This is a genomic window from Microbacterium sp. RU1D (assembly GCF_900156435.1).
GTDB lineage: Bacteria > Actinomycetota > Actinomycetes > Actinomycetales > Microbacteriaceae > Microbacterium.
The window spans coordinates 501,394-524,512 of the sequence record NZ_FTPQ01000003.1; the positions used below are offsets into that span (position 1 = coordinate 501,394).

The 23,119-nt window shown below is 70.9% G+C and carries 25 protein-coding genes and 1 tRNA gene; 7 read left to right on the top strand and 19 right to left on the bottom strand.

What is annotated here, in order from left to right; genetic code table 11:
* Positions 1–53: 53 nt before the first annotated feature.
* Entirely contained in the window at positions 54–3,536 is a 3,483-nt protein-coding gene (locus B0B15_RS14615) for a bifunctional proline dehydrogenase/L-glutamate gamma-semialdehyde dehydrogenase (RefSeq protein ID WP_076677300.1), read from the bottom strand.
* Between the two features lie 99 nt (positions 3,537–3,635).
* Here B0B15_RS14615 and B0B15_RS14620 point away from each other — a divergent pair, with 99 nt between their 5' ends.
* The gene (locus B0B15_RS14620; protein WP_076677302.1) at positions 3,636–4,523 is read left to right on the top strand and encodes a LysR family transcriptional regulator; all 888 of its coding nucleotides are present in this window, start codon (positions 3,636–3,638) and stop codon (positions 4,521–4,523) included.
* A 50-nt stretch (positions 4,524–4,573) separates the two neighbouring features.
* Here the strand turns inward: B0B15_RS14620 and aztD are convergent, their stop codons facing one another.
* From aztD to aztB, 4 genes are read right to left on the bottom strand one after another with little or no spacing between them, the layout of a single operon-like run.
* The gene (aztD, locus tag B0B15_RS14625; protein ID WP_076677304.1) at positions 4,574–5,770 is read right to left on the bottom strand and encodes a zinc metallochaperone AztD; all 1,197 of its coding nucleotides are present in this window, start codon (positions 5,768–5,770) and stop codon (positions 4,574–4,576) included.
* 32 nt (positions 5,771–5,802) lie between these two features.
* A complete protein-coding gene (aztC, locus tag B0B15_RS14630; RefSeq protein WP_076677725.1) occupies positions 5,803–6,702 on the bottom strand; it encodes a zinc ABC transporter substrate-binding protein AztC in 900 nt (299 codons plus the stop codon).
* A 2-nt stretch (positions 6,703–6,704) separates the two neighbouring features.
* Positions 6,705–7,910 carry an ABC transporter gene (locus B0B15_RS14635; RefSeq protein WP_076677306.1) on the bottom strand — a complete coding sequence of 402 codons (1,206 nt, stop codon included), beginning with the start codon at positions 7,908–7,910 and terminating at the stop codon, positions 6,705–6,707.
* Between the two features lie 14 nt (positions 7,911–7,924).
* On the bottom strand, positions 7,925–8,779 hold the full coding sequence (gene aztB, locus B0B15_RS14640) for a zinc ABC transporter permease AztB (protein WP_076677308.1): 855 nt from the start codon (positions 8,777–8,779) through the stop codon (positions 7,925–7,927).
* A 56-nt stretch (positions 8,780–8,835) separates the two neighbouring features.
* On the opposite strand from aztB, the gene aztA reads away from it, so the two are divergent.
* A complete protein-coding gene (gene aztA / locus B0B15_RS14645; protein WP_083709101.1) occupies positions 8,836–9,525 on the top strand; it encodes a zinc ABC transporter ATP-binding protein AztA in 690 nt (229 codons plus the stop codon).
* On the opposite strand, the gene B0B15_RS14650 is transcribed toward aztA, so the two are convergent.
* Positions 9,497–9,925, bottom strand: coding sequence for a MarR family winged helix-turn-helix transcriptional regulator (locus B0B15_RS14650; protein WP_076677310.1), 429 nt, complete (start codon positions 9,923–9,925; stop codon positions 9,497–9,499). The genes aztA and B0B15_RS14650 overlap by 29 nt on opposite strands.
* 147 nt (positions 9,926–10,072) lie before the next feature.
* Between B0B15_RS14650 and B0B15_RS14655 the strand changes: the two genes are divergently transcribed.
* Both B0B15_RS14655 and B0B15_RS14660 read left to right on the top strand, forming a co-directional pair.
* Positions 10,073–10,444, top strand: coding sequence for a DUF7882 family protein (locus B0B15_RS14655; RefSeq protein WP_076677312.1), 372 nt, complete (start codon positions 10,073–10,075; stop codon positions 10,442–10,444).
* A 92-nt stretch (positions 10,445–10,536) separates the two neighbouring features.
* Positions 10,537–10,890, top strand: coding sequence for a hypothetical protein (locus B0B15_RS14660; RefSeq protein ID WP_076677314.1), 354 nt, complete (start codon positions 10,537–10,539; stop codon positions 10,888–10,890).
* Between the two features lie 79 nt (positions 10,891–10,969).
* Here B0B15_RS14660 and B0B15_RS14665 read toward each other — a convergent pair.
* From B0B15_RS14665 to B0B15_RS16550, 4 genes are all read right to left on the bottom strand, one after another.
* Positions 10,970–11,051 (bottom strand) — tRNA-Tyr (locus B0B15_RS14665).
* Positions 11,052–11,141: 90 nt separating this feature from the next.
* Positions 11,142–12,023 carry a PfkB family carbohydrate kinase gene (locus B0B15_RS14670; protein ID WP_076677316.1) on the bottom strand — a complete coding sequence of 294 codons (882 nt, stop codon included), beginning with the start codon at positions 12,021–12,023 and terminating at the stop codon, positions 11,142–11,144.
* A complete protein-coding gene (locus tag B0B15_RS14675) occupies positions 12,020–12,520 on the bottom strand; it encodes an FBP domain-containing protein (protein WP_076677318.1) in 501 nt (166 codons plus the stop codon). The genes B0B15_RS14670 and B0B15_RS14675 overlap by 4 nt, the downstream gene beginning before the upstream one ends.
* Before the next feature lie 46 nt (positions 12,521–12,566).
* Complete coding sequence (locus B0B15_RS16550) at positions 12,567–13,046, bottom strand: hypothetical protein (protein ID WP_176776645.1); 480 nt, start codon at positions 13,044–13,046, stop codon at positions 12,567–12,569.
* A 106-nt stretch (positions 13,047–13,152) separates the two neighbouring features.
* Between B0B15_RS16550 and B0B15_RS14685 the strand changes: the two genes are divergently transcribed.
* From B0B15_RS14685 to B0B15_RS16555, 3 genes are read left to right on the top strand one after another with little or no spacing between them, the layout of a single operon-like run.
* A complete protein-coding gene (locus tag B0B15_RS14685) occupies positions 13,153–13,641 on the top strand; it encodes a YajQ family cyclic di-GMP-binding protein (protein WP_076677322.1) in 489 nt (162 codons plus the stop codon).
* A 24-nt stretch (positions 13,642–13,665) separates the two neighbouring features.
* Positions 13,666–14,307 (top strand): dihydrofolate reductase family protein, encoded by a 642-nt coding sequence (locus tag B0B15_RS14690; protein WP_076677324.1) that lies wholly within the window; start codon positions 13,666–13,668, stop codon positions 14,305–14,307.
* Positions 14,304–14,441, top strand: a complete 138-nt coding sequence (locus tag B0B15_RS16555; protein ID WP_176776644.1) for a hypothetical protein — start codon at positions 14,304–14,306, stop codon at positions 14,439–14,441. Before B0B15_RS14690 ends, B0B15_RS16555 begins: the two co-directional genes overlap by 4 nt.
* A 42-nt stretch (positions 14,442–14,483) precedes the next feature.
* Here B0B15_RS16555 and arr read toward each other — a convergent pair whose 3' ends face one another.
* From arr to B0B15_RS14730, 9 genes are all read right to left on the bottom strand, one after another.
* Positions 14,484–14,891, bottom strand: coding sequence for an NAD(+)--rifampin ADP-ribosyltransferase (gene arr, locus B0B15_RS14695; RefSeq protein ID WP_076677326.1), 408 nt, complete (start codon positions 14,889–14,891; stop codon positions 14,484–14,486).
* Between the two features lie 36 nt (positions 14,892–14,927).
* Entirely contained in the window at positions 14,928–15,704 is a 777-nt protein-coding gene (locus tag B0B15_RS14700; RefSeq protein WP_076677328.1) for an SGNH/GDSL hydrolase family protein, read from the bottom strand.
* A gap of 8 nt (positions 15,705–15,712) precedes the next feature.
* Positions 15,713–15,853, bottom strand: coding sequence for a hypothetical protein (locus tag B0B15_RS16560; RefSeq protein ID WP_176776643.1), 141 nt, complete (start codon positions 15,851–15,853; stop codon positions 15,713–15,715).
* A gap of 51 nt (positions 15,854–15,904) precedes the next feature.
* The gene (locus B0B15_RS14705; protein ID WP_076677330.1) at positions 15,905–17,602 is read right to left on the bottom strand and encodes an AMP-binding protein; all 1,698 of its coding nucleotides are present in this window, start codon (positions 17,600–17,602) and stop codon (positions 15,905–15,907) included.
* A 20-nt stretch (positions 17,603–17,622) separates the two neighbouring features.
* Complete coding sequence (locus B0B15_RS14710; RefSeq protein ID WP_076677332.1) at positions 17,623–18,585, bottom strand: alpha/beta hydrolase; 963 nt, start codon at positions 18,583–18,585, stop codon at positions 17,623–17,625.
* 23 nt (positions 18,586–18,608) lie between these two features.
* Complete coding sequence (locus B0B15_RS14715; protein WP_076677334.1) at positions 18,609–19,877, bottom strand: ABC transporter ATP-binding protein; 1,269 nt, start codon at positions 19,875–19,877, stop codon at positions 18,609–18,611.
* Positions 19,878–19,951: 74 nt separating this feature from the next.
* Positions 19,952–20,800 carry a carbohydrate ABC transporter permease gene (locus B0B15_RS14720; protein ID WP_076677336.1) on the bottom strand — a complete coding sequence of 283 codons (849 nt, stop codon included), beginning with the start codon at positions 20,798–20,800 and terminating at the stop codon, positions 19,952–19,954.
* Positions 20,800–21,780 (bottom strand): carbohydrate ABC transporter permease, encoded by a 981-nt coding sequence (locus B0B15_RS14725; protein ID WP_256334302.1) that lies wholly within the window; start codon positions 21,778–21,780, stop codon positions 20,800–20,802. Before B0B15_RS14725 ends, B0B15_RS14720 begins: the two co-directional genes overlap by 1 nt.
* Complete coding sequence (locus B0B15_RS14730; RefSeq protein WP_076677338.1) at positions 21,777–23,042, bottom strand: extracellular solute-binding protein; 1,266 nt, start codon at positions 23,040–23,042, stop codon at positions 21,777–21,779. Before B0B15_RS14730 ends, B0B15_RS14725 begins: the two co-directional genes overlap by 4 nt.
* Between the last annotated feature and the right edge of the window lie 77 nt (positions 23,043–23,119).

Sequence of the window (23,119 nt, forward strand, 5' to 3'; positions counted from 1 at the left end):
GCGGAGCGACGAAGGGCGGGGCCGCCCGATGACGGCCCCGCCCTCCCGCGAACTCAGCGAGCCAGCGGCGGCACCTCGTACCGGCGCGGGGTGCCGAAGCGGTGCGCGGTGATCGACACGGCCTGCTCGCGCAGGAACGGCAGCAGCTCGACGTGACCGGCGCGGGTGACCTCGCCCGCGTAGACCGCGACCGACGGCGAGCCGCCGGTGGCCTCGGCGACGGCGGATGTCGACCCGCCGAGGAGCCGCACGCGGCCACCGGTGCGCGCCAGACGCCCGGCACGACGGCCCCAGTCCGCGGCGTCCTCGACCGATGCCCGAACGCCCACGCCCTCGAGCCACGCGCGCACGGCGGGCGACAGCTCGGCGGCCGTGCTCACGGTGACCAGGGAGCCGGCCCGCACGCCGGCCGCGACCACGCGCACGAGAGCGGACGCCGACGCGTCCTCGACGCGCACCGTCACGGGCACGGCGGCGTAGCGCAGCACGTTCTGCTCCGACTCGAGGCCGGTCACGTCGCGAGCGAGCGAGAACTCCTCCGCCCACGCGGCGGCGTCGCTCGCCAGCGCCTCGGCGAGCCACTCGCGCTCGGCGGCGGGCACGGCGGCCAGCGCCGGGGCGGCGAGGGCGTCGGGCGTGCGGGGCGCCGAGGTCTCGGCATCCGTCCACGTCCCGAAGCCGTGCAGGTAATGGGGTCCGCCGGCCTTGGTGCCCGCGCCGACGGCCGACTTCTTCCATCCGCCGAAGGGCTGACGCTGCACGATCGCGCCGGTGGTGCCGCGGTTGACGTAGACGTTGCCGGCCTCGATGTGCGCGAGCCACTGCTGGATCTCGGTCTCGTCGAGGGCGTGGAGCCCGGAGGTCAATCCGTACTCGATGGCGTTGACGATCTCGATCGCCTCCTCCAACGTCTCGGCGGTCATGATGCCGAGCACGGGCCCGAAGTACTCGGTGCGGTGGAAGGCGCTGCCGGGCTGGACGCCCTCGCGGATGCCGGGACGCCACAGCGACCCGCTGTCGTCGAGCCTCTTCGGCTCGACCACCCAGCGCTGTCCGGGCTCGAGAGTCGTGAGGGCCTGCAGGAGCTTGCCCTGCGCCGGCTCGATGAGCGGTCCGACGCGGGAGGCCTCGTCCCACGGCATCCCGACCTCGAGCGAGGTGACCGCGTCGACGAGCTGGTCGCGGAACCGGCGCGAGCGCGCGACGGAGCCGACGAGCACGACGAGGGATGCCGCCGAGCACTTCTGCCCCGCGTGGCCGAAGGCCGACATCGCAACGTCCTTGGCCGCGAGGTCGAGGTCGGCGCTGGGGGTGACGATGACGGCGTTCTTGCCGCTCGTCTCGGCGAGCAGCGGCAGGTCGGGGCGGAAGGAGCGGAAGAGCTCCGCCGTCTCGTAGGCGCCGGTGAGCACGACGCGCTCGACGGCGGGGTGGGTGAGCAGCTGGCGGCCGAGGTCGTTCTCGGACACCTGCACGAGCTTCAGCACCTCGCGCGGCACGCCGGCCTCCCACAGCGCCTCCACCATGACGGCGCCCGAGCGCTCGGCGAGGCCCGCGGGCTTGATGACCACGGCGGAGCCCGCGGCGAGCGCGGCGAGGGTGGAGCCGGCGGGGATCGCGACCGGGAAGTTCCACGGCGGGGTCACCACCGTCACGCCGACCGGGGTGAAGGTGGCGCCGTCGACGGTCTCGAGGGTGCGCGCCTGCTCGGCGTAGTAGTGCGCGAAATCGATCGCCTCCGACACCTCGGGGTCGCTCTGCTCGATGACCTTGCCGCACTCGGCGCCCATGACCTCGAGCAGGTCGGCGCGGCGCTTCTCGAGGGCGTCTCCCGCGCGGTGCAGGATCTCCGCGCGACCGGCGGCCCCGAGCGCGCGCCACGAGGTCGCGGCGCCCGCGGCATCCTGGATGACGGCGTTCAGCGCCGCCTCGTCGGTCAGGGTGTGCGCGGCGATGGTGTCGCGGCCGAGGTCGGAGCCCTCCATCCGCGCCACGATCGCCCGCGACCAGTCGCGGTTCGCGGAGATCGCGGGGTCGGAGTCGGGGGTGTTGCGGAAGCCGTGCCTCGGCGCGGGCGCGGCGGGCGCGGTGCGGTCCTGCACGCGGTTCGACGGCGGCACCCCCTCGGGCATGTCGGCGAGGGATGCCAGGAAACGGTCGCGCTCGCGGGCGAACAGGGCCGCGTGGGTGTCGAGGTCGAACACCGCCGACATGAAGTTCTCGCTCGACGCGCCCTCTTCGAGGCGGCGGATGAGGTAGGCGATCGCGACGTCGAATTCCTGCGGGTGCACGACGGGGGTGTACAGCAGGATCGAGCCGACCGTGCGGCGCACGACCGCCTGCTGCGCGGTGGCCATGCCGAGGAGCATCTCGACGTCGATCCCACCGGTCACCCCGCGACGCTCGGCGAGGAGCCACGCGAGGGCCACGTCGAACAGGTTGTGTCCGGCCACGCCGATCCGCACGTTCGCCGTGTGCTCGGGGCGCAGCGCGTAGTCGAGCACGGCCTTGTACGAGGCGTCGGTCGCCTGCTTCGACGGCCAGGTGGCCAGCGGCCAGTCGTGCACGTCGGCATCCACGCGCTCCATCGGCAGGTTCGCGCCCTTCACGACGCGCACCTTGATGTGGGCTCCCCCGGATGCCACCCGCGCGGCAGTCCACTCCTGCAGGCGGATCATGGCGGCGAGCGCGTCGGGGAGGTACGCCTGCAGCACGATGCCGGCCTCGACTCCGTGGAATTCGGCCTCGCCCAGCAGCGTCTCGAAGACGGCGAGGGTGAGGTCGAGGTCCTTGAACTCCTCCATGTCGAGGTTCAGGAACGTGCCCGTCTCCTTCGCGACCCGGTACAGGGGGCGGAGTGCGGCGACCGCGTCGTCGACAGCGGCGTCGAACGCCCACGGCGTGTGCGGGGCGACGGTCGAGGAGACCTTGATCGAGACGTAGTCGACGTCATCGCGCGAGAGGAGCTTGCGCGTGCCGGCGAGGCGGCGCGCGGCCTCCTTCTTGCCGAGGATCGCCTCGCCGAGAAGGTTCACGTTGAGACGGATGCCGTCTCCCCGGCCCCGGATCGAGGTGATGGCGTCGCCGAGCTTGCGGTCGCTGGCGTCCACGATGAGGTGGCGCACCATCGAGCGCAGCGCCGTGCGGGCAGCCGGCACGACGACCTGCGGCAGGATCGGCGCCGCGAAGGCGCCGAGGCGGATCGCGGCCTTGAGGTGCAGCGGGAGGAAGCCCGGGATGAGCGGGGTGAGCGCCGCGAGGTTGCGCGCGGCGACGCGGACGTCTTCGGGCCGCACGACGCCGTCGACGAAGCCGACGGTGAAGTCGAGGCCGTGGGGGTCGCGGAGCACCCCCGCGAGGCGCTGGGCGGCGGCGTCGACGGGCTCGTCGCGACTCTCGGCGAGCCAGCGGCGCACGAGGGCGATCGCCTCGTCGGCGAGTTCAGCGGGTGACACGAGCTCCGCAGGAGACGGCGAAGCGGGGGTGGTGCCGGACGGGGTACCCGACGTCGTGCGGGGGGTATCGGTGAGCGACATGGCGATCCTTCCTCGGATGCCTTCAGTGTGGAGCTCTCGTCCGTTCGGCAAAAGCGATCATTCCTGACGCATACTGTTCGACAGAACCGAAAGGATGCCGTGTTCGATCTGCGCCGTCTCCGCCTGCTGCACGAGCTCTCGGTGCGCGGCACGCTCGCGGCCGTCGCCGAGGCCCTGTCATACAGCCCCTCGACCATCTCGCAGCAGCTCGCCCTGCTCGAGAAGGAGGCGGGGGTCGCGCTGCTCGAGCCCGACGGACGGCGGGTGCGTCTCACCGCGCAGGGAGCCGCCCTGGCCGCGCACGCCGCGCGCATGCTCGCCGCCGACGAGGCCGCCCGTGCCGAGCTCGAGCGCATGCGCCCCTCGCTCGCGCCGGTCCGCGTGGCCGTGATGCAGTCCGCGGCGCACGGGCTGCTCCCCCGCGCGCTCGACGCCCTTGCCGAGAGCGAGCCGCAGCTGCGCATCGAGGTGGCCGAGCTCGCTCCCGAGGAGGGATTGTTCGAGGTCGCCGCCCGCGGCTTCGACCTCGCTGTCGCCGAGCAGTACCCCGGTCACACGCGCGAGCACCGCGAGGGCCTGGAGCGCGGACTCCTCGGCCGGGATGCCATCCGCCTCGCCGTGGCGCCGGACGACGCGGCGCGCCAGCTCGAAGACCTCCACGACCGGGCGTGGGTCATGGAACCGGTCGGCACGGCCGCTCGGCAGTGGGCGACCCAGCAATGCCGTGCGGCCGGATTCGAGCCCGACGTCAGGTTCGAGATGGCCGACCTCACCGCGCACGTGCGGCTCGTGGCATCCGGTCACGCCGTCGGTATGATCCCCGATCTCGTCTTCGCGGGCGAGTCGCCGCCCGTGCGGCTCGTGGGTCTGCCGGGCGAGCCCCGACGCGAGGTGTTCACGGCGGTGCGCCGTGGAACGGCCGACCGCCCCGGCGTACGCGCCGTGCGCGAAGCACTGCAGGTGGCGTACGACCGGGGCGGTCGATAGGGCGTTCCCCTCGCGTATCGCGGGCACCCGCGAGGGGAGACGCGCCCGCCTTACTTCGTCAGTGCGATCTCATTGGGCGTCTGCTCGAGCGTGACGCTCTTCACGACCTCGCCGGTGGTGAGGTCGACGGCGTGCACCGCGTTCTTCGCGGGCTCGGTCACGTAGGCGATGTCGCCCGAGACCTTGATCGCGGGGTGGGCATCCTGCCACTCGGCCGGCCCCTCCCACGCGTCGATGACGTCGAACGCGTCGACGAAGGCGCCCGTCGTGGGGTCGAGCACGTGGATCGCCCCGTCCGAGGCGAGCACGTAGGCGAGGTCGCCGGGGCCGCGCGCGACGTCGCGGAAGGTGTACTCCGCGCCCGCGGGCATGTCGATCACGCGCTGCGTCTTGGCGTCGGTGTCGATCAGCGCGAGACGGTGCAGCAGGTAGCCCTCGGCATCCCGGTCGTCTTTGTAGTCGCCGACGATCAGGGCGCTGTTCTCGCTCACGTAGGCGTTGCCCATGCGTCCGTAGGGCTGGTCGGGGGCGGTGAGCTTGGTGAAAGCGCCGTCGTCGTACACGAGCGCGCCGTTCTCGCAGCCGAAGACCACGACCTCGTCCTTCGCGGTGCCCTCGCCGTGCACGCCGGGGCAGTCGGCGCTCTCGGCGACGGTGGCACCCGAGGCATCCTTCGCGACGACGCCGTTACGGCCATCGGCGTTTCCGACCGTGGTGAGGAAGGTGCCGTCCTCCAGCACGATCGACACGCCGTGGTGCGCCTCGACGCCCGGAACCGTCTCGACGGCCGGAAGCTCGTCGGTGGATGCCAGCAGCGCATCGGTGTCGAAGATCGTCGAGTCGCTCGTGCCGTCGGCGTAGAGCACCGTGGTGCCGCCGTGCGTGACGACGTGCCCGGGCTTGGATGCCGGGAACACGAGGTCGGTGAGCTCCGGTGCCGCATCGGCCGTGCCGGCATCCAGCACCTGGAAACCGGCGCTCGTGGTGACCATGACGTGCCGGCCGTCGCCCGCGGCGTTCAGGCGGGTGAACTCCTCGCTCGAGACGTCGCCGAGGGTCTCGAGGGTGTCGCCGTCGAGCACGACGATGCCGCCGGGGTACGAGAGGGCGACCCGGGTGGCCGCGTCGGCGGGGGCACTGGACGCGGGAGCGGCCGAACCGGCACCGCCCGCGCAGGCCGAAAGGCCGACGGTCGCGCCGACCGCGAGCGCGAGCAGGCCCGCGCGGCGGAGGGAGGGATTGCGCATGTGATTTCTCTTTCTTGGTGGAGGCCCGGCGCTCAGGGCGACAGGCCGGTGGCGATGCGCTCCGCGTTGACGCGCATCATGGTCAGGTAGTCGGGGGCGTCGCCCGCCGCGTCCGTGAGCGACTCGGTGAACAGCTCGGTCACCTCGACCCGCCGGTCGGCTTCGTCGGCGAGTGCACGCACGAGCCGATCGGGCGACGACGACTCCGCGAAGACGGTCGGCACTCCCGCCTCGTCGATCGCCGACACCAGGTCGGCGAGGTCGCTGGCGCTGGGGGCCGCGAGGGTCGTGCCGCCGGGGATGACGGCGCCGACCACGCGGAACCCGAACCGCTCGGCGAGGTAGCCGAACACATGATGGTTCGTCACCAGCGCGCGGCGCTCGACGGGGATCGCGGCGAAGGCGGCCGTCATGTCGGCATCCAGGTCCTCGAGCGCGGCACGGTAGGCGGCGGCATGGTCGGCGACCGCGGGACCCGCGAGGCCCTCGAGCTCCGGCGTCAACGCGTCCACCACGGCGATCATCTGCGCGGGGTCCGTCCAGAAGTGCGGGTCGTCCGCCCCCTCGGCGTCCGTCGAGGTGTAGGGCAGCACCTCGACGGCGTCGCCGGCGACGAACGTCTTCACGCCGTCGGCCGCCGCCGCGTCGAGATGCTGCTGCAGTCCTTCTTCGAGGCCGAGGCCGTTGGCGACGAGCAGGTCGGCCGAACGCACCCGGGCGGCCTCGGCGGCCGAGATTTCGAACGAGTGCGGGTCGGCGCCGGGGCGCATGAGGGTGAGCACCTCCGCCTGGTCGCCCACGAGGTGCGAGACGACGTCGCCGAGGATGTTCGTCGTCACCACGACGAGCGGGCGGTCGGATGCCGCGCCCCCGGCGCAGCCGGTGAGGGCGAGCACGGCCGCGGTCAGGGTCGTGGCGAGCAGCCGGCGCACGGTCATCGTCCCGTCTCCGCGGTGAAGAGCGGCGTCCGCTCGGGGGCGAAGTCGCGGGCCACGCGCGCCCCGTCGGCGAAGTCGAGCTCCCAGAGGCGCCCCTCGGCGGGACCGTTCAGGTACGCCCGCTGCTGATCGGCGATGAGGGTGACCGGCTGCCCCGCCGCGAGGCTCGCGCCGACCAGGGGCACGGATGCCGCACGCAGATCGCCGGTGTCGCCGTCGAGCACGAGCACGCGTCCGTCGGGGGTCAGGGCGAGCAGGTGGGAGTCCTTGTCGTCGACGGCGGTGGCCTGCACGATCGGCTCGGGGGTGGGCAGGAGCGTCCAGGTCCGCTCGCGCGTGTCGAGCATCCATACGCCCTCCGCGCCGGCGGGGGCGGCGGCCGTGGGACGGCCCTCCCGATTGGCGAAGACCGTCGCGCGCGGGGCGGTCGTCCCCGCGGGGTAGGGGATCTGCTCCACGACGGGTCGCTCCTCGTCGACGGTGACGAGCAGGGCTCCGTCGCGGCATCCGATCACCGCCCCGACGCGCGTGGTGAGGGTGCCGGCCGGGTCGACGCACGGCATCGGCGTCCCCGTCTCGGTGCCGTCGGCGCCGTGCAGGGCCACCTCCCCGGCCGAGGCGACGGCCGCGAACGACCCCACCGGCACGACGAGTCCCGCGCCGGCCGCCTTCTCGAGGCGGAACCGCTCGACGATCTCGCCCTTCGACAGCGCCTCCGTGTCGAGCAGCACAGCCTCCCCCGATGCGGGGAAGAAGAGCCCGGTGCCGCCCGTCGTCGAGGAGTTCGACGTCGCCACGGTCGCGATCCCCCGCCCCTCGACGTCTCCGAGGACGCGCGCCTCGGCTCGGTAGTAGTGGAAGTGATCGACGTGGTCCCAGGTCCATACGCCGCTGTCGACGATCGAGACGCCCTCGTCGTCGGCGGCGAAGAGGTACCGCCCGTCGGAGTGCATCGAGGCGGGGGCGCGCACGGTGCCGACCTCGACGGTCGTCTCCTCGAGCAGGTCGAGGTGCGAGACGTGCCCCTCGGCGTCGATCGAGGTGAGACCGAGAGCGGGTTCGGCGAGCTCGGCGGCACCGTCGACGGCGCCGTGGGTGTCGGCGGAGGGTTGCGGCGCGGGCGCGGCGGGAGCGGCGCAGCCGGCGAGAGCGAAGAGACCGAGCGCGCCCAGAAGGGCGGAACGGCGCGGGGCGGAGAGCATGAGGGGCCTTCGGGTCAGACGGGAAGAGGAACGGGGGATGCCGCGCGGCGGCCGACGGCGTCGATCGCGGCGCGGAGCGCCCACGACAGCCCGGCACCGGCGATGGCGGTCGCGGCGATCGTGGCGCCCGCGGCAGTGGCGGCGTGCCACGAGACGAGCAGCCCCACGGCGACGGCGGCCGCGCCCACCACAGCGGCGAGCATCATGGTCGAGGGGATGCGGACGGTCCATTGCCGTGCCGCCACGGCGGGGGCGACGAGCAGACCGACCACGAGCAGCGAGCCGACGGCCTGGTACGACGCCACCACGGCGAGGGTGACCAGGCCCACGAGCACGGTCTGCGCGAGCCGCGGGCGGAGGCCGAGCACGCGGGAGACGCGTTCGTCGATCGCGGCCGCCACCAGCGCGCGGTGAGACAGCGCCGCCGCTGTCACGCCGATCATCGCCGCCACGGCGAGCACGACGAGGTCGCCCGCCCCGACCGCGAGGATGTCGCCGAACAGGATCGCCGTGGCATCCGTCGCGAAACTCCCGGCGTGCGAGATGACGATCACGCCGAGGGCGAGCATGCCGACGAACAGCAACCCGATGCTCGTGTCGTACGACAGCTTCGCGCGGCGCTGCAGCGCACCGATTCCGAGGCTCATCACGACGGCACTCGCGGCTGCGCCGAGCAGAACCGGCAGTCCCGTCACCGTCGCGAGAGCGACGCCCGGGAGCATGCCGTGCGCGAGCGCCTCGCCGAGGAACGCCATCCCGCGCACGATCACCCAGGTCCCCGCCACCGCGCACAGCGCCGCCACGAGGACGCCGCCCCACAGGGCGCGCTGCACGAATTCGAGCGAGAAGGGATCGGTGAGCCAGGACACGATGACCGACCGTAGCGTTAAGTGAGAACGATTCTCAAACTCATATAGTGGATACCGTGCCCCTCCCCTTCCCCAACGTCACCGCCCTGAGCGCGCGCGCCCTCCGCGTGACGTTCGGCGGAACGACCGCCCTCGACGAGGTCGACCTCGACGTGCCGCGTAGCGCCCTCACCGTGATCGTCGGCCCCAACGGGGCCGGCAAATCGACCCTTCTCGAGGCCCTCGCGGGAGCCCGGGAGCCGTCAGCCGGGCGCGTCGACGCTCACGGACTCGCGCGGTCGTTCGTCCCGCAGCGCGCCGCCATCAGCGAGCATCTCCCCCTGACCGTCCGCGACGTCGTCTCGGTCGGCGCCTGGGGTCGGGCGGGCGCCTTCCGCCCTCTGCGCGCGGCGGACCGGGCCGCCGTCGACGAGGCCCTGCAGCGTCTCGACATCGCGACCCTCGCGCGGCGCCCCTTCGGCGTCCTGTCCGGCGGTCAGCGCCAGCGCGCTCTTCTCGCGCAGGGACTCGCCCGCCGCGCCGACGTGCTTCTGCTCGATGAGCCGACGACCGGGCTCGATGCGGCGAGTGCGCACCTGAACCGCGCGGCCATCGCGGACGAGATCGGACGCGGCGCCACGGTGGTGTGCGTCAGCCACGACCAGCGGCTCATCGCCGCAGCCGATCACATCGTCGAGCTGACCGACGGTCGCGTGACGCGCAACGAAGTGGAGAGCGTCAGTTCCGAGCGCGAACGCGCTCGGTGATGCGCGCGAGCATCTCCGCAGCAGCCGCGGCGACGTCGGCGGGTTCCGAACGCACGGCCTCCTCGACCTCGCGCGGGAACCGCTGCAGCGCCACCCACGGCTCGTCGTCGAGGCCGATCTCGAGGTAGATGTGGTTGACCCGACGGTCCTCGGCGTCGAGCTCCCGACGCAGCAGACCTCGCCCGATCAGGCGGTCCACCAGCGTCGTGACACCGGCGGCGGTGACCCCGAGGTGAGCGCGGAGGTTGGAGGGACGGATGCCGGGCTCTTCGCCGATGCGCGAGAGAGCGGCCGCCTCGAGCTCACTGACATTCAGGTCGCGGCGGGCGCGGGCGATGGCCTCGTCGCGGGCGGCGACATAGTCGTCGAGCGCCGCGAGCAGGACGGAGGGGAGCGACATGTCGGCCCCCTTCCGATTGCGATCCGGCCGATCGCTTGACCCCACTCTAGTGAGGAAACTGAATATTTCGTGAAGATAATTAACGACGTGAAATACGTGCTACGTTAGAAATCAACTCGACCCCCCCAATCGACGAAGGAGATCATCATGGCCACGCTGTTCTACGGTTCCGACACCGCCCCCATCTCCCTCCCCGATCGCCTGATGGGCTACATCAAGGTGATCGCGTCGACGAAGCTGCGTCGTGGGGAGTCCTTCACCCTGACCTGGACCGGCACAGAAGAAGAGAGCGGACGCTCCACCATCTGGCTGCAGCCGGCCATCCCCCTGCGTTTCGTCTTCGAATCCCCCGAGCCCGAGCAGCTCGTCGGCGACTACCTCCGCGCCCTCGCCGACCAGGCGAATGCCGCCTCCGGCCTCGTGATCCACGCGCGCACGTGGGAGAGCGCCGAGGCAGCCTCACGCGAACCGGCTCGCGCTGTCCGCGTGGCTGCCGGCCGCCCGGTGCGAGCCGCCTGATACCACGCTTCCTCGCGCGGATTCATCCGCCCCATACGCCCTCCATAATGTGGGGGGCGTATGACGTTCATGCGCATGAATCGAGGTGACGGATGCCGGTACGAAAGCTGCTCGACAAGGTGCTCCTTGAGGCGTGGCTGACCGAGTTCCGTGGCCTCGGTTACCTGACGGGCAGCGACATCCGCGTCCTCGAACAGGATGACGACACCGACGCCGACGCCGACATCGGCCTGATCGTCGTCGACCTGAGCAACGCCAAGACCATCACCTACCTGCAGCCCATCGCCGGCGGCGACGGCAGCTGGAAGGCGACGATGGAGGCGCGCGACGCCACGATCGAGCTGGGCGCCGTCGAACTGGTCAACCTCGGCAACGAGGTCAACGTCCTCGGCGCGCTCGTGGCGTTCCTCGAGACGAAGTCGAAGGCGCTGCTCGCCGCCTGCTGACGCCGCGCGATGTCCGGGCGCGGTGCCACCGTACGGGAAAAGAAAAGCCCCTCCGCGAGGAGGGGCTTTCTTGTTCCGGTGGCGAGTGAGGGATTCGAACCCCCGAATGCAATGCAGTCTGATTTACAGTCAGATCCCTTTGGCCGCTTGGGTAACTCGCCAAGTGCGCACCCGCCCGGCTTTCTCAGTCGACCAGAGGCGCGAGAAACCACTCTACTATCCCGAGGGGGGTGCCTCAAACCACGGCGCCCTCACTCGGGGGTGCGCAGCAGCGCTCCCTCGTGCCGGCAGGTCGCCGCGGCGACGTCCATGGCGCGCGAGAGCACGGCATCCCACTCCTCGGCCGTGGCGGGAAGGCGATCGCGAACGAGCGCCGCGGTCGTGGCGAGCACGGCGTCGCCCCCGCCCATCGTGTCGACGATGCGGCCCGGAAGCTCGGAGATCCCGCGCGACACCGAGGTGCCGCCGGCGTCGATCGCCGCTCCCCCGGCGCCGTAGGTGGCCAGCACCGCACCGACGCCCAGGTCGACCAGCCTCTCTCGGAGCTGCTCGAGCGGCGCGTCGTAGAGCAGGTGCGCGTCGTCTTCGCCGACCTTCACGAGCAGGGCTCCGGATGCCGCCTTCTCGAAGCCGCGGACGAACTCGGCGCGGTCGTGCAGCATGCCGCTGCGGGGATTCGGATCGATCGCGAGGGGCGTCGACGGGGAGGCCGTGGCATCCACGAGCAGATCAGTCTGCTCGCGATCGTCGAACGGGAAGCAGCTGACGACGACCATCGGGGCCGCGGCGATGGCGGCGTGCTCGGCGTCGCCGTACGCCACGCGGCGGTTCTGGGCGGCGTCGTTGAAGACGTACTCGGGCTCGCCGCCCGGCGAGCGCGTGCTGACCGCGCGCGAGGTCCCGTGCGCCGACGGGCTCGCCAGGAGCTCGACGTCGTACTCCTCGAGGTAGCGGCGGATCTGCTCTCCCGCCTCGTCGACCCCGACCATGGCGATGAGGGATGCCGGCACCCCGAGCCGCGACAGCCCCACGGCCACGTTCAGCCCGGCACCGCCGACGAACTCGCGCACGCCCGTCTCGTCGCGCAGCTCGTCGATGAGGGCGTCGCCGATGACGACCACGCGTCCGGTCATCGGGCGACCTCGGCGGCGTCGAGCACGCGCGCGACGAACTCCTCGGTGCGGCGCTTGGTGCCGTCGATCTTCCGGTCGACGCTCGCGCGGATCTCGCTGGGCGCGAGGGGCACCGCGAGGCGCACGGTCTCGTGACAGGACAGGTCGGCGCAGATGTAGGTGCCGACGGTGTCGCCGTGCTCCCCCGCCTCCCCCGCCTTGCGCGCCGTGAACAGCGACACCTGGTCGCCGGGCTGCATCGTGTGGCACAGGTTGCACATCGCCGACCGTGCGCGGGACTGCCCCTCGGCGGCCCGCAGCACCACCGCCGTCGGCTCGCCGTCGTGCTCCGTCAGCACGTAACCGCGCCCGCGCGTGCGCGGGTCGCGCCAGGCCAGGAAGTCGAGGTGGTCCCAGTCCGCCAGGAGGAAATCGTGGGGCAGGGCGATGATCCGCAGCTCGTCGGGGGTGGCGTTGACGAACGCGTCCCTGACCTCGTCTTCGGTGAGTGCACGCATGGCATCCGAGTCTACGAGCGCGAGGGCGTCGTGGCGCGGCGGCGGCTCACTTCTTCACCGTCACCCACGCGCGCTCCGTCTCCTGGTCCACCGTGAGCACGACCTGCACGGTGCCCGACAGCCCAGCCCCGTAGGTGTTGCCCTGCGGGGCCGACGAGTCGCACCGGAACGTTCCGCTCGTCAGCACGGCGCCGTCTCCGTCCGGCGTCGAATCGCGCAGCGCGTACGTCATCCACTCCCCGCCCTCGCACTGCCCCTCGATCGTCAACGCGTCTCCGGCGTCGAAGGCATCCGAGAGCACCGTGTCGGTGGTGTTCACCCCGTCGACGACCTCGAACACGGCGCGGGCGATTTCGTCCGGCGCGGCAGAGGGCACCGCGTAGGGCGTGGACGTCTCAACAGTCGCCGGCGGGGTCGGAGCCGTGGGTGGTGGCGTCGAAGGCGCGGCTTCGGGCGCGCACCCCGCGGTGGCGAGCACCGCGGCGGCGAGAACGGTCGGAGCGATGGGCTTCCTGCGCACGGCCATCCTTCGACGCTAAGCAGGACCGCGCGAGGTGTCGAGGCCTCGTGCGCGAACAGGACACGACGTCCACCCCCGGGACGCCGGCCGCGACCCCCGGTACCTTTGGATCATGGCTGACTCATCATTCGACATCGTCTCCAAGATCGACCGGCAAGAGGCCGACAACGCCCTCAACCAGGCGCACAAAGAAGTCGAGCAGCGCTACGACTTCAAGGGCACCGACGCCTCGATCGCCTGGAGCGGCGAATCGATCGTCATCAAGGCGAACTCCGAGGAGCGCGCGAACGCCGTCCTCGACGTCTTCCAGACCAAGCTCATCAAGCGCGGCATCTCGCTCAAGAGCCTCGAGAGCGGCGAGCCCGTGCAGAGCGGCAAGGAGTATCGCATCACCTCCACGCTGAAGGAGGGCATCTCCCAGGAGAACGCGAAGAAGATCGGCAAGATCATCCGCGACGAGGGCCCCAAGGGCGTGAAGTCGCAGATCCAGGGCGACGAGCTGCGCGTGCAGTCGAAGTCGCGCGACGACCTGCAGGAAGTGCAGCGCCTGCTCAAGGCCGCCGACCTCGACGTCGACCTGCAGTTCACGAACTACCGCTGAGCGCACCTCCGGGAGGATCAGCCCATGGCCGTCCGCGTCGATCTGAACATCTCCCTCGATGGCGTGGCCGCGCCCGCCGATCCGACGCCCGAGAACCCCATGGGTGCGGACTGGGGCCGGCTCGTCGAGGACTACATGGCGACACGCACGTTCCGCGCGCGCGTCTTCGGCGACACCTCGGGCGCCGGGACGACGGGGATGGACGACCGCTACGCGGCGGCGTACTTCGACGGCATCGGCGCGGAGGTCATGGGGGCCGCGATGTTCGGCCTCCATTCCTTCCCCGACGACCCCGAGTGGCGCGGCTGGTGGGGCGACGAGCCGCCCTTCCGCGTCCCGGTGATCGTGCTGACCCATCGTGAGCGCGCGCCGATCGCCTTCGACAACGGCACGCGGTTCGAGTTCTCCTCCGAGGGCATAGAGGATGCCGTGACGCGGGCCCAGAGCCTCGCTGCCGGCGCCGACGTCCGCGTGGGTGGCGGGCTCTCCACCGTGCGCGCGGCCCTCTCCGCCGGTCTCGTCGATCGCCTGCACGTCGCCGTACGCCCCGTCGTCCTCGGTCGCGGGGGGCGCCTCTGGGACCACCTGCCCGGCCTCGACACCGGCTACACCGTCACCTCCGAGGTCGCGGACAGCGGCGTGGTGCACGTGACGTTCGCGCGATGACGCGGCCGCTCGACCCCCTGACCTGCCCGACGTGCGGCGACCCGCTGCGCTTCGAGATCCTCGACGACGAGCGCTTCCTCGTCGCCTGGTCGTGCGTCAACTGCGGCCTCATCCGCACGACCGAGCCGGTCTGAGCCGGCCTGCGGCGGGGTCGCACCGCCCGTTCGAGCCGTCCGTCAGTTGATGATCTCGGCGTTCTCGTCGCGCATCTTCGCCAACCGCTCGCGCCAGAGCGCCAGAGTCTCGGGCGCGAGACGCGTCCAGTCGTCGCGTTCCGCGACGATCCGGAGGGATGCCGCGGTGCGGAACGACCGGGTCGGATTGCCCGGGAACTTCTTGTCGGTGACGTTCGGATCGTTCTCGAAGGGTCCGAGCGGTTCGACCTCGTAGACACGGGGCGGTCCGTCTCCGGGAATGATCTCCGCCGCCATGCCGGCCCCGTCGAGCAGCGCCGTGAAGTAGACGTGGTTCATCACGATCTCGGGGCGGTAGTTCGACCGGAATCCGGGGGTGAGGAGGTCGCCCACGCGAAGCACTGCCTTCGTGCCGTGGAAGAACGGGCCGGGGTCGAGGGCGTCATCCATTCCGGCAGTTTCCCATCTCGCCGCGGCGAGCGCGCCTCAGTACGTCAACGCCGCGAGGACGGCATCCGCGATCGCCCGGTGCCCGGCGTCGTTCGGGTGGAACTCGTCGCCGGCCCCGGCGAAGGTCTCGCGCCCCGCGGGCCCGTGGAAGTCCGCGTTCGCGAACAAACCGGCGAGCGACACGTACACGCCCGCACGCGCCGCGCACGTCCGGGCGACGACCTCGTCGTAGGCCGCACCGTCGGCGGTCCAGGTGCCGAGGCAGACCAGCCCGGCGCCGGGCGAGGTCGAGCGGATGCGGTCGAGCAGGTTCGCGTACTGCTGTTCGAAGTCGGCGAGCGGCGTCGGCACACCGACATCGTTTGTGCCGAGTTCGACCACGGCGACCCCCACGTCGGCCGGGACGTCCGTCACCGCGGCCACCGTGGACAACGTCTGCTGCGCCTGCGCGGCGCCCGTGATGTCGACCGATCCGATGTCGTCTGCGACGAGACGGATGAAACCCCGATCCTTCGTCGTCGCAAAGAACCCGGCTGTGAGGGAGTCCCCGGCCACGAGCATGCGGACGCTGTCGTCGCTCTTCCGTTCGACGAGCACGGTTCCGGGCCGCGCCGCGGGCGTCGGAGTGGGTGTCGGTGTCGGCGTCGGGGTGGGCGTCCGGGTCGCCGAGGCGCTGGGCCGGGGTGCCGCAGATACCGCGGGCGCTGCCTTCGGTGCGTCCCGCGTCGCGGAGATCGTCACGGCGGCGACACCGATGACGGCCGCGACCGCGACGACGCTGATCGCGACCGCCCAGGCCGCTCGGGGAGGCACCGAGGAGCTCAGCCCTCGATGCCGTTGATCATCTGGGTGATCTCGCGCTCGGTGTCGCGTCCCACGGCGCGTTCCTCCTGCAGCGAGGGCATGTCGCTCTCGTCGTCGACGGAGGGGTTCTCGAAGGGCTGCTTCTTCTCGTGGTCCATGTTCCGATGCTCACATGCCGGCGCGCGCGGCGCGAGGGGTTGCGGTCCGCGTCATCCGCGGAGCGAATCGTCGCGCCATTCGACGCACGTGATCTCGCCGCGGAACACGGCCTCCTCGCGCTGGCGCAGTTCGACGCGACGGATCTTGCCCGAGATGGTCTTGGGCAGATCGAAGAACTCGACCCGCCGCACGCGCTGGAACGGGGCGAGCCGTTCGCGCGCGAAGCGCAGGATGTCGAGGGCGATCTCCTCGCTCTCGTCGTGTCCGCCGGCGAGCACGATGTACGCCTTCGGGACGGCCAGGCGCAGGTCGTCGGGCGCCGGGACCACCGCCGCCTCGACCACGGCGGGATGCTCGATGAGCACGCTCTCGAGCTCGAACGGGCTGATCTTATAGTCCGACGCCTTGAAGACGTCATCCGTGCGCCCGATGTAGGTGATGCTGCCGGTCTCGTCGCGCCGGGCGACGTCGCCGGTGTGGAAGAGACCGTCGGCGAACGCCTCGGCGTTGCGGTCGGCATCCCCCACGTACCCCGTCATGAGATTGACGGGGCGGTCGGACAGGTCGATGCAGATCTCGCCCTCGTCGGCGCGCTCGCCGGTCACGGGGTCGACGAGCACGACCGGGCATCCCGGGAGGGGGCGCCCCATCGACCCCGGAACGAGGTCGGCGCCGGGGGTGTTCGCCACGACGGCGGTCATCTCGGTCTGCCCGTAGCCGTCGCGGATGTCGAGGCCCCACGCGCTCTGCACCGAGGCGATCACCTCGGGGTTGAGCGGCTCCCCCGCCGACACGACCTCGCGCAGGGCCCCGCGGCGGCCGGTGAGGTCGGCTTGGATGAGCATGCGCCAGACGGTGGGCGGGGCGCAGAACGTGGAGACGCGGTCGCGCTCGAGCTCGGCCAGCAGGCGCTCGGCGGAGAACCGCGAGTAGTTGAGCGCCAGCACGGTCGCTCCCGCGATCCACGGCGCGAAGAACAGGCTCCACGCGTGCTTGGCCCACCCCGGCGAGCTGATCGCGAGGTGCACGTCGCCGGGCTGCAGACCGAGCCAGTACATCGTGCTGAGGTGTCCGACCGGGTACGACGCGTGCGTGTGCTCGACGAGCTTCGGCTTCGACGTGGTGCCCGAGGTGAAGTACAGCAGCAGGCGCTCGTCGGCGGTGGTTCCCGGATGCCGTGCCGGCTCGGCATCCTGGGCGAAGGCGTCGTCGTACGAGACCCAACCCGGGTGCGTTCCGCCCACGACGACGCGGCCGAGGCCCTCGGGCAGGTCGTCGAACTTGTCGGCGTCGGCCGCCCCGACCACGACGTGGCGGATGTCGGCGCGCGCGATGCGATCACCCAGGTCGACGCGGCCGAGGGCCGTGGTGGTGGGGGCGATGACCCCGCCGATCTTCATGATGGCGAGCATCGCCTCCCACAGCTCGACCTGGTTGTCGAGCATGAGCAGCACGGCGTCTCCCCGTGCGACGCCCTGCGACGACAGCCACGCCGCCACCTGGTCGGAGCGGCGGGCGAGCTCGTCGAAGGTGCGCTCGTGATGCGTCTCGTCGTCGTCGACGACGATGAGCGCCGTCGCGTCGTTGCCGCGCGCCATCGGGTCGAACCAGTCGATCGCCCAGTTGAACGGCCCCTCGAAGCGGGGCCACTCGAAGGCGGCCGCGCGCGCGGCGTCGGTGCGGGCGGCGAGGAGTTCGTCTCGGGCGGCGCGATAGCGCTCGGTTGCGGACGCGTCGGTGGGGATCATGGTGCTCCTTCGATCGCGTTCTACGCTAGACCCGTCATCCCCCTTCGCAGCGCCGCGAACGCGGCGTCCCGCGCCTCGGGCGCCGACAGGAACACGTCGTGCAGCGCCCCGTCGATGCGCGCGAGGGTGACGGTCGCCGAGATGCGGGTCGCGGCGCGGGCGATGTCGTCCACGACGAGCACCGAGTCGCTCGAGAGCATCGCGTCGCTCCAGCTGAGGGCCGACGTCGATCGCTTCGACAGCAGCACGAGGGCCGGGCACCCGACGTCGATCCCGGATGCCACCCGCGCGTGCCCTGCGATGATCGCCGCGAGCCAGCCGGGGTGGGTCGGGAAGCCCCGCGCCGGCCGCCACCCCTCGGGGGCGTCGGGGAGGGTCCCCACCTCCCGCTGCGCGCGGGTGTAGAACCCGAGGTCGACCGCCGGATGCGTGCCGAGGGGATCGAGACGGGCGCGGACGTTGACGATCGGCGCGAGCGCCTGTCGTCCGAGCGGGCCGAGCTGCAGCTCGAGCCACGGGCTGTTCAGCACGAGCAGGTCCGCGACACCGGGATGCCGCGCCGCCCACAGCGTGAGCGTGAGGCCGCCCGTGCTGTGCCCGAGCAGCACGAGGCGTCGCCCCTCGTCCGCGGTGCCCATGGCGTCCACGGCCGCGGCGATGTCGGCGTCGTAGACGTCGAGCGCCACGGTGTAGCCGGGCGTCTGTCCGGGGCGCAGGCTGCGTCCGTACTTGCGCAGGTCGAGGGCGTGGAACCGCGCGCCGCGATCGGTGAAGAATCGGGCGAGGTCGGTCTGGAAGAAGTAGTCCGACCACCCGTGCACGTACAGCACGTCGACGTCGCGCCACTCGCCGAACAGGCGCGCGCCGGGGTGCGGCCGAGCCCTCACGAGTGTCGCGACGACCTCGCCCTCGTCGTCAGGGCGAAGCGGAAGCGTGCGCTGCTCGAAGCCCTCGCCGAGGATGTCCGGATGCCACTCCCCCATCGCCACAGCTTACGGCGGGGGCATCAGCGCGCCGCCGACGGCTCCTCGCGCGACGCGCGCTCCTTCGCCCGCTCCAGCGCGCGCGTGCGTGCCGCCCGGGCGTCTTCCTCGAGCTTCTCGGCCTTGGCCTCATCGCGCGTGAGGTTCACGCCCGTCTCGGGGTCGAACAGGTGCAGGGAGTCCGGCGAGAACCACAGGCGCGCCGCATCCCCGGCGCGGATCGAACTCATGGCATCCAGGGCCACCACGAGCTCGGTGCGCAGGCTCTCGCCGTCGAGGTCGCGGTCGAGCTCCGACAGCTTGTCCTTCACGGTGGCGTCGGTCTCATACGGCACGTAGGCGTAGAGCACTTCGCCGAGCCACTCCGTCATTTCGATGTCGAGCTCGGCGGTGATGCCTCCGGTGAGGTCGCGCTCGGTGGCATCCGCGTCTTCGAAGGCGTCGGGGCGGACGCCGACGATCACGAGGTCGCGACCCTCGACCGCTTTGCGCAGGCGGTCGTCCAGAGGCACGTCGGCGATGGGCAGGCGCAACATGTCGCCGTCGACCGTGCCGCTCAGGAAGTTCATCGGAGGCGAGCCGATGAACCCGGCGACGAAGAGGTTCACCGGCTGGTCGTACAGCCCCCGCGGGCTCGCGACCTGCTGCAGTTCGCCACGGCGCAGCACCGCGACGCGGTCGCCGAGGGTCATGGCCTCGGTCTGATCGTGCGTGACGTAGACGGTGGTGATGCCGAGCGAGCGCTGCAGGCGCGCGATCTCGGTGCGCATCTGACCGCGCAGCTTCGCGTCGAGGTTCGACAGCGGCTCGTCGAAGAGGAACGCGCTGGCATTGCGCACGATCGCGCGCCCCATCGCGACGCGCTGCCGCTGACCGCCGGAGAGGTTCGCCGGCTTGCGTTCGAGGTGCTCGTCGAGCTCGAGCAACTTCGAGGCACGGCGCACGCGCTCGTCGATCTCCTTGTCGTCGAGGTCGCTGGACTTCAACCGCATCGGGAAGGCGATGTTCTCGTACACGGTGAGATGCGGGTACAGGGCGTAGTTCTGGAAGACCATCGCGAGGTTGCGGTCTTTCGGCGCCTTGTCGTTGACGACCTCGTCTGCGATCTTCAGCTCGCCGTCGGAGATGTCCTCGAGCCCCACGATCATGCGCAGCAGCGTGGACTTGCCGCAGCCCGACGGCCCGACGAGGATCACGAACTCGCCGTCGGCGATGTCGAGGTCGACGCCCTTGACCGCGGTGAAACCGTCGTCGTAGGTCTTGACGATCCTGTTCAGGGTGATGGATGCCATGAGCTTTTCCCTTCAGTCTTCGACGCCGTCGAAGGCGGTTCTCTTGCGCGCTGCGGGTGCCATTGCGGGTCCTTCTATCCTTTGACGGCGCCCTGCGTCAGCCCCGAGACGATCCGGCGCTGGAAGATGACGACGACGATCACGATGGGGATCGTCACCACGATGGCGGCGGCCGAGATGGCGCCGGTGGGTTCCTCGAACTGCGACGCACCGGTGAAGAACGACAGGGCCGCGGGCACCGGGCGGGCGGCATCCGTCGAGGTCAGCGAGATGCCGTAGACGAAGTCGTTCCACGCGATGAAGAACGCGATGATCGCGGTGGTGAAGACCCCGGGCGCCGCGAGCGGGACGACCGTCTTCCGGAACGCCTCGAACGGGGTCGCGCCGTCGACCTGGGCTGCTTGCTCGAGCTCCCACGGGATCTGGCGGAAGAACGCCGCGAGCGTCCAGATCGAGATCGGAAGCGTCAGCGACAGGTAGGGGATGATCAGGCCGAGCCAGGTGTCGTAGAGCCCCACGACGCGCCACAGGTTGAACAGGGGCGTCACGATCGACACGATCGGGAAGACCGAGACCGCGAGCGCCGTGGTGAGGATGATCCGCTTGCCCGGGAAGTCCAGGCGAGCGATCGCGTACGCGCAGAGGGTCGCGAGCACCACGGCGATGAAGGTCGCGATGAGCGAGATGCCGATCGAGTTGCGCAGCGCGGGAAGAAAGAGGTCCTGCGCGCTGCCGCCGGGGGCGAGGATCGTGGCGTAGTTGTCGAGCGTCCACTCGGTGGGTAGCAGCGTGCCCGAGAACAGTCCCGCCTGCGTCTTGAACGACGTCATGAGGATCGAGAACACCGGGAACAGCGACCACACGAGCACGGCGGCGATGATCACGAGCCACATGATCCGCTGGGGCCAGGTCATTGCGCGCATCAGGAGTTCCTCCCCGCCGACAGGTCCACTTTGAAGCCCTTGATGAAGATGCCGGCGATGACCAGCACGCTGAGGAACAGCAGGACCGAGATGGCGGAGCCGAGCCCGATCTCGAGGCGTCCGATCGAGGTGTTGTAGGCCAGCAGCGACAGCGCCTCGGTGTCATTGGCGCCGGCGGTCATGATGAAGATGTTGTCGAAGATGCGGAACGCCTCGAGCGTGCGGAACAGCACCGCGACCATGATCGCGGCCTTCATGTTCGGCAGGATGACGCGGCGCAGCACCTCCCACGACGTCGCCCCGTCGACCTTCGCCGCCTCCTCGAGATCTCCGGGAACCTGGGCGAGGCCCGACAGCAGAAGAAGTGAGATGAACGGCGTGGTCTTCCACACCTCGCTGAGGATGATGACGGTGAGCGACGTGCTCTGCGAGGCGAACCAGTTGAGGTTCTCGTCGAACCCGGGGATCCACGACAACCACCCGTTGACGTAGCCGCCGGAGTTGATGTCGAAGGCGTAGAAGAACGCGAAGGCCGAGACGACGGTGATGATGCCGTACGGCACGAGGATCGCGGTGCGGGCGAAGCCGCGGAGCTTCTTGATCGCCCGGTGCATCACCAGCGCGAACCCGAAACCGATGATGAGCTCGAGCAGCACGGTGACGACGGTGATGAACAGCGTCACGCCCATGGACTGCCAGAAGGCCGGGTCTCCGAGGATCACCTGGTAGTTGCGGAACCAGATGAACTCGCGGTCGTCCGGCGCGGTGAGGCGAAGGCTGAACAGAGAGTCCCACAGCGCCTGCACGATCGGGTACAGGGTGACCAGCAGCATGATCCCGAAGGCCGGGCCGGCGAGCATCCACCCGAGGCGCGCCTCGGCACGCGCGCGATCGGACTTTCGCGCTTTCGGCTTCGTCGCGGCATCCGGACTCTTCTGCTCCGCCCGGACCTTCCCGGTGGCGGCGATCTCGGCAGTCATAGCAGTCGCTCCCCTCTGAGCACCGCGAGGATGAAGTCGGTCGAGGTCTCCGGCGTCGTATCGGGGTTCACCGCGGTGGGCGGATGCCACGTGCGCTGCAGTCCGATGGAGATCTCGTTGTAATACGGCGTCTGCGGCCGGGGGGCGCCCAGTTGCAGCGACTCCGCGATCGTGGACGCCATCGGGAACTTCTCCTTCACCTCGGCGTCGTCGTACGCCGCGAGGTTGGAGGGCGGGTTGCCGTTGGTGACGAAGTACTGCGCCTGATTCTCCGGGCTGACGATGCACGCCACGGCCTGCCACGCGAGGTCGACGTTCTCGCTGTACGCGCCGACACCGAGGTTGATGCCCCCGACGGGAGGAGCGGCCGGGGTCTCGGCGTCCACCCGGGGGTAGACGGCCCAGCCGAGGTCGTCGACGACCTCGGGCGCGGCGCCCTGCATCGCCGGGTAGACGAAGGGCCAGTTGACCATGAACGAGCCGTTGTCGCCCTGGAAGAGATTCATGCTGGCGTTCTCATCGGCGGTCGGCAGGCCCGGACCGCCGAGCCCCGACGAGCCGATTCGCCCGATGATGTCGGCGGCCTTCTTGCCGGCATCCGATTCCAGACCCAGCTGCATGTCGTCGGGCTTCGCCTCGGGGTCTTCCAGGATTCGCCCGCCCCCGGATGCCACGAGCGCGTTGATCCACACCGTGAGCGACTCGGCGAGCGCGCCCTGCACACCCAGCTGCTTGCCCTGGTCCTCGGCGGCCTGGATGATCTGGTCCCAGGTCACCGGCTGCGTCATGTCGAGCCCCGCGGCCTCGGCGACCGACTTGCGGTACCAGAGCAGCTGCGTATTGGCCCAGAACGGTACCGTGACGAGTTCGCCGTTCCAACTGGCCGACTGCACCGCGCCCTCGACGATGCCGTCGGTGCTCTGCAGGTCGTCGGGCACGGGCGCGAGGAAGCCGGGTTCGGCGAGCTCGGGGATGAACGGCGGGTCGAGGCTCATGATGTCGAGCGAGCGGTCACTGGCGGCCAGGCGTCGAGCGAGCTGCTCGCGCTGCGACGCCGCGTCGCGGGGCAGCAGCGAGGTCTCGATGCGGTACGCCCCGTCGGCGGCTTCGGTACAGGATGCCGCGATCTCGGCCTGACCGCCGTCGTCGGGGTTGATGTACCAGGTGAGGGTGGGTACCCCGTCACCCGCTGAGCAGGCGCCGAGCGTGCCCGCGAGGGCCAGCGCCGAGGCTCCGGCCACGATTCGTCTCAGGTTTCGCATCCGGCCCCCTCGCCTCGGTGCGGAGACCTGACGGCCCCCTCGTCGTGGGGTTCATCCTGCCTGGCCGGGTCGGTTCC